Origin of the sequence: Inquilinus limosus MP06, from assembly GCF_000767795.1 — a bacterium.
GTDB lineage: Bacteria > Pseudomonadota > Alphaproteobacteria > DSM-16000 > Inquilinaceae > Inquilinus > Inquilinus limosus_E.
Map to the genome: position 1 here is coordinate 1 of NZ_JANX01000585.1, position 3,837 is coordinate 3,837.

6 protein-coding genes are annotated in these 3,837 nt (G+C 71.2%); 1 reads left to right on the forward strand and 5 read right to left on the reverse strand.

What is annotated here, in order from left to right; all coding sequences use genetic code 11:
- From P409_RS28885 to P409_RS28900, 4 genes are all read right to left on the reverse strand, one after another.
- Positions 1-317, reverse strand: a 317-nt coding sequence (locus tag P409_RS28885; RefSeq protein ID WP_152613597.1) for an alpha/beta fold hydrolase, incomplete at its 3' end; no start/stop codon positions are given.
- 10 nt (positions 318-327) lie between these two features.
- Positions 328-711: a Zn-ribbon domain-containing OB-fold protein gene (locus P409_RS28890; protein WP_034846558.1), complete on the reverse strand. Its 384-nt coding sequence runs from the start codon at positions 709-711 to the stop codon at positions 328-330.
- 11 nt (positions 712-722) lie between these two features.
- A complete protein-coding gene (locus tag P409_RS28895; protein WP_034846560.1) occupies positions 723-1,892 on the reverse strand; it encodes a thiolase domain-containing protein in 1,170 nt (389 codons plus the stop codon).
- Positions 1,889-2,545, reverse strand: coding sequence for a glutathione S-transferase family protein (locus tag P409_RS28900; RefSeq protein ID WP_052121527.1), 657 nt, complete (start codon positions 2,543-2,545; stop codon positions 1,889-1,891). The genes P409_RS28895 and P409_RS28900 overlap by 4 nt, the downstream gene beginning before the upstream one ends.
- A gap of 80 nt (positions 2,546-2,625) precedes the next feature.
- Here P409_RS28900 and gcvA point away from each other — a divergent pair, with 80 nt between their 5' ends.
- A complete protein-coding gene (gene gcvA / locus P409_RS28905; RefSeq protein ID WP_052121526.1) occupies positions 2,626-3,633 on the forward strand; it encodes a transcriptional regulator GcvA in 1,008 nt (335 codons plus the stop codon).
- Here gcvA and P409_RS39380 read toward each other — a convergent pair.
- Positions 3,558-3,837 (reverse strand): CoA-transferase family III protein (locus P409_RS39380; protein WP_034846562.1); only part of this gene is annotated, 280 nt, incomplete at its 5' end. The genes gcvA and P409_RS39380 overlap by 76 nt on opposite strands.

Below are 3,837 nucleotides of genomic sequence, written 5' to 3' on the forward strand. Positions count from 1 at the left end.
CGGTGAAGCCGAGCGCGACCGCCGCCCCGACGGCGCAGCCCGCCACCACGGCCGGCCCCACGACTGCCGAGCCGGTCCATCAGGGCGGCCAGGTCGTCGGCCAGCGTGCCGAGCGCGAGCGTGCCCCGCACCTTCTCCGACAGGCCGGAGCCGCGCATGTCGTAGCGCAGCACCTGCCGGGACCGGGCCAGCACGGGCGCGACCGCGTCCCAGCTTTCCAGCGTGCCGCCCATCTCATGCACCAGCACCAGGGGCGGCCCGCCCCGGCCCGACAGCTCATAGCGCAGCACCGCGCCATTGGCCTGGATCCAGCTCATCGGCCGGGTCTCAGGCCGGGGTGAAGACGGGGAGCGGCAGGCCGTCGGCACGCTCCCGCACCACCAGCCGGACGGGCTGCCCGATGCGGATCCGGTCGAAATCGCAGTCGACGATGTTGGTCATCATCGTCGGCCCTTCCGCCAGCGTGACGAAGGCGATGGCATAGGGCACCGCGGCGCGGCGCATGACCGTATAGGAATAGATCGTCCCCCGGCCGGCCCCGTCCTCCCACCGCGTGTCGGTGCTGAAGCAGAAGGGGCAGACCGCCCGCGGATACCAATGCGCCTCGCCGCAGGACGCGCAGCGCCGCACCAGGAAGCGCCCGCCCCTCAGGGCGGACCAGAACTCGACATTCTCGGGGCTGTGCAAGCCCATCGCCTCGATCGCATCCATGGCGGCGTCTCCTATTCGCGTTCCAGGATCAGCGTCGCGGAGCCGTGCCGCATGCTGATCAGCCCGCCGGTGCCGTGCACCAGGGCGATGTCGCAGCCCGGCACCTGCACCGCCGGATGCGCCTCGCCCCGCAGCTGGCGCACCGCTTCCAGCACCTTGGTCATGCCGCCGCGATGCACCGGGTGGTTGCTGCACAGCCCGCCGCCATCGGTGTTGAAGGGCAGCCGGCCCTGGCCGGAGATCAGGTTGCCGTCGGCGACGAAGCGGCCGCCCTGCCCCTTCGGGCAGAAGCCCAGATCCTCCAGCTGCACCAGCACCGTGATGGTGAAGCTGTCATAGACCGAGACGTATCTGACGTCGGCCGGCGTCACCCCGGCCTCGGCGAAGGCCGCGGCGCCGGAGCGGACGGCGCCGCTGGTGGTCAGGTCGATGCGCCCGCCCGCCTGGTGCTTCACCGCCTCCCCCGCGCCCATCACCTTGACCAGCGGCCGCTTCAGGCTGCGCGCGATCTCCGGCCGCACCACCACCAGCGCGCCGCCGCCGTCGCTGACGACGCAGCAGTCCAGGCGGTGCAGCGGGTCGGCCATCATCGGCGAGGCCAGCACCTCCTCCACCGTGACCACGTTGCGCAGCATGGCGTGGGGGTTGTGCTGGGCGTGGTGCGAGGCCGCGACCTTGATCCAGGCCAGCTGCTCGCTGGTGGTGCCGAATTCGTGCATATGCCGCATCGCGCACATGGCGTAGGCGTTCAGCGTCTCCATCCCGAAGGACTGCTCCCAGGGATAGTCGGGCTGCGCGGGATCGTCCCGCCGCGGCGCGGTGCCGTTCGACGACCCGTCGCTGCGCGGCCGCCCGGCCAGGGTGATCAGCGCGACGTCGCATTTCCCGGCGGCGATCGCCTCGGCGGCATGGCCGACATGGGCGATGTAGGACGACCCGCCGATATTGGTGGAATCGACGTGCCGGACGTTCAGGTTCATGTATTCCAGCATCGACAGCGGGCCGGTGCCGGGCGCGTCGCCGCCGCAGAAATAGCCGTCGACATCGTCCTTGGAGAGGCCGGCATCGGCCAGCGCCCCCAGCGCCACCTCGGCATGCAGCTGCGCCACCGACTTGTCCGGCGCCTTGCGCGTCGGATGCTCATAGGCCCCGGCGATATAGGCCTTGCCCTTGATCGTCATCGTCCCTTCGTCCCAGGTTCCGTGCCGGCCGCAGCCGCGAGTTCATCCCAGAAGGCCGTCGCCACGGCGGATGGCCGGGCGGAGAAGCCCGCATGCCAGGCGGCCAGCCGGGGATGGTCCGACCGCCACGCCACGTCGCCGAAGCGGAAATCGAGATAGGCCAGCGCCGCGCCGATCGCCGCCTGGCCGATGCCGAACGGCGCGGCCTCGAGATCCGCGGCCTCTCCCTCCAGCGCCGACAGGATGGCGGCCAGCTTGGTGCGGCAGACGGTGATGCGGCTCTCCGACTGCCCCGGCTGCTGTCGGAACCGCTCTCCCAGCCAGACCAGCAGCGTCTCGGCCAGCCCGTCGCCCAGCGCTTCCCACCGCCGGGCCCGGAGCCGCGCCGCAGGGTCCGGCGGCAGCAGCGGAGGGCCGTCATGGAGGGTGTCGAGGAATTCGCAGATCACGGGGGAGTCGTAGATCGCCGTGCCGTCCTCCAGCACCAGCGTCGGGATCTTGCCCAGGGGGTTGTGCGCCATCACCCGGGAATGCGTCTGGACCGCCGTGACCTGCACCGCTTCCGTCTCGATCCGCCCGGCCAGGCCGGCCTCGTGCGCCACCAGCATCACCTTCCGCACGAAGGGCGACCGCGGCGACCAGTAGAGCTTCATGCCCATCGCCCTTCTGAAGGCTTGCGCCGGCCGCCGCGACGACCTAGCGTCATGTGAAAAATACTCAAGGGAGAAAGCCCATGGCGTGGCGCCTGCCCCCACTGAACGCGCTGCGCGCCTTCGAAGCCGCCGGCCGGTATGTGAGTTTTACGCGCGCGGCCGAGGAGCTTCACGTCACCCCGGGGGCGATCAGCCGCCAGATCAAGCTGCTCGAGGATTTCCTGGGGGTCGAGCTGTTCGACCGGACCCATCGCGACCTGCGCATGACCGATGCCAGCCGCGCCTATGTCGGCGCCCTGACCGATGTGTTCGAGCGGGCCGACAACGCGACCAAGCGCCTGCTGAACGCCCATCGCGAGCGGTCGCTGCGCATCCAGTCGGCGATGACCTTCACGCTGCGCTGGCTGATGCCGCGGCTGCCCCTGTTCCACAAGATGTACCCGACGCGGGAGCTGCATCTGACGACGATGCTGGCGCCGCTGCCGACGCATTACCTCGTGACCGGCGAGGTCGATGTCGCGATCCAGCAGGGGCGCGGCGATTGGGACGGCGTGATCTCGCACCGCCTGGCCGGCAGCGAGCTGATCCCGGTCTGCAGCCCGGCCCTGCTGCGCGCGGATCCGCCGCTGCGCGAATACAACGACCTCAGCCGCCACACGCTGCTGCACTCCCTGGCCCGGCCCGACGACTGGCAGGACTGGCTGGCCGCCGCCGGCGCGACCGACGTCGACCCCGCCCGTGGCCTGCGCTTCGAGAGCTCCAGCCTGGCCTACCAGGCGGCGATCGAGGGCATCGGCATCGCCATCGGCCAGATGGCCCTGGTGATCGAGGACCTCGAGACCGGCCGGCTGGTCCCGGCCTTCGACTTCATCCTGCAGAACGGCAACGCCTATCACCTGATGTACTACGAGCATGCGGCCAAGAACCCGCGGCTGGTGGAGTTCCGCGACTGGATCCTGGGCGAGGCGGCGCGCTACGAGGCGTCGCACCGGTTCCCGGGGGCGAAGACCGTTCATGCGTCGCCCGCCCCGGCGGCGACCTCGACCACGCCATCCGCCGCCAGCGCCGCGACCTCGGCCGCCGAATAGCCGGCGATCTCGATCAGCACCCGGGCGGTGTCGGCGCCGACGCCCGGGGCGTCGCGCCGGACCGACAGCGGCGCCTCGTCCAGCTGGAACGGGAAGCCCTTCAGCCAGGCGCCGTCGGCGGCATGGGTCATCGCCATCGCCCAGAGCCGCCCCTCATGCTCCGCCAGGTCCCGCCCCCCCAGCACCGGCGCCGCGGCGATGGAC

Excerpts from the sequence above, each read along its gene's own strand:
- P409_RS28890 (WP_034846558.1), bottom strand. The coding sequence starts at position 711 with ATGGATGCGATCGAGGCGATGGGCTTGCACAGCCCCGAGAATGTCGAG.
- P409_RS28895 (WP_034846560.1), bottom strand. The coding sequence starts at position 1,892 with ATGACGATCAAGGGCAAGGCCTATATCGCCGGGGCCTATGAGCATCCG.
- P409_RS28900 (WP_052121527.1), bottom strand. The coding sequence starts at position 2,545 with ATGAAGCTCTACTGGTCGCCGCGGTCGCCCTTCGTGCGGAAGGTGATG.
- gcvA (WP_052121526.1), top strand. The coding sequence starts at position 2,626 with ATGGCGTGGCGCCTGCCCCCACTGAACGCGCTGCGCGCCTTCGAAGCC.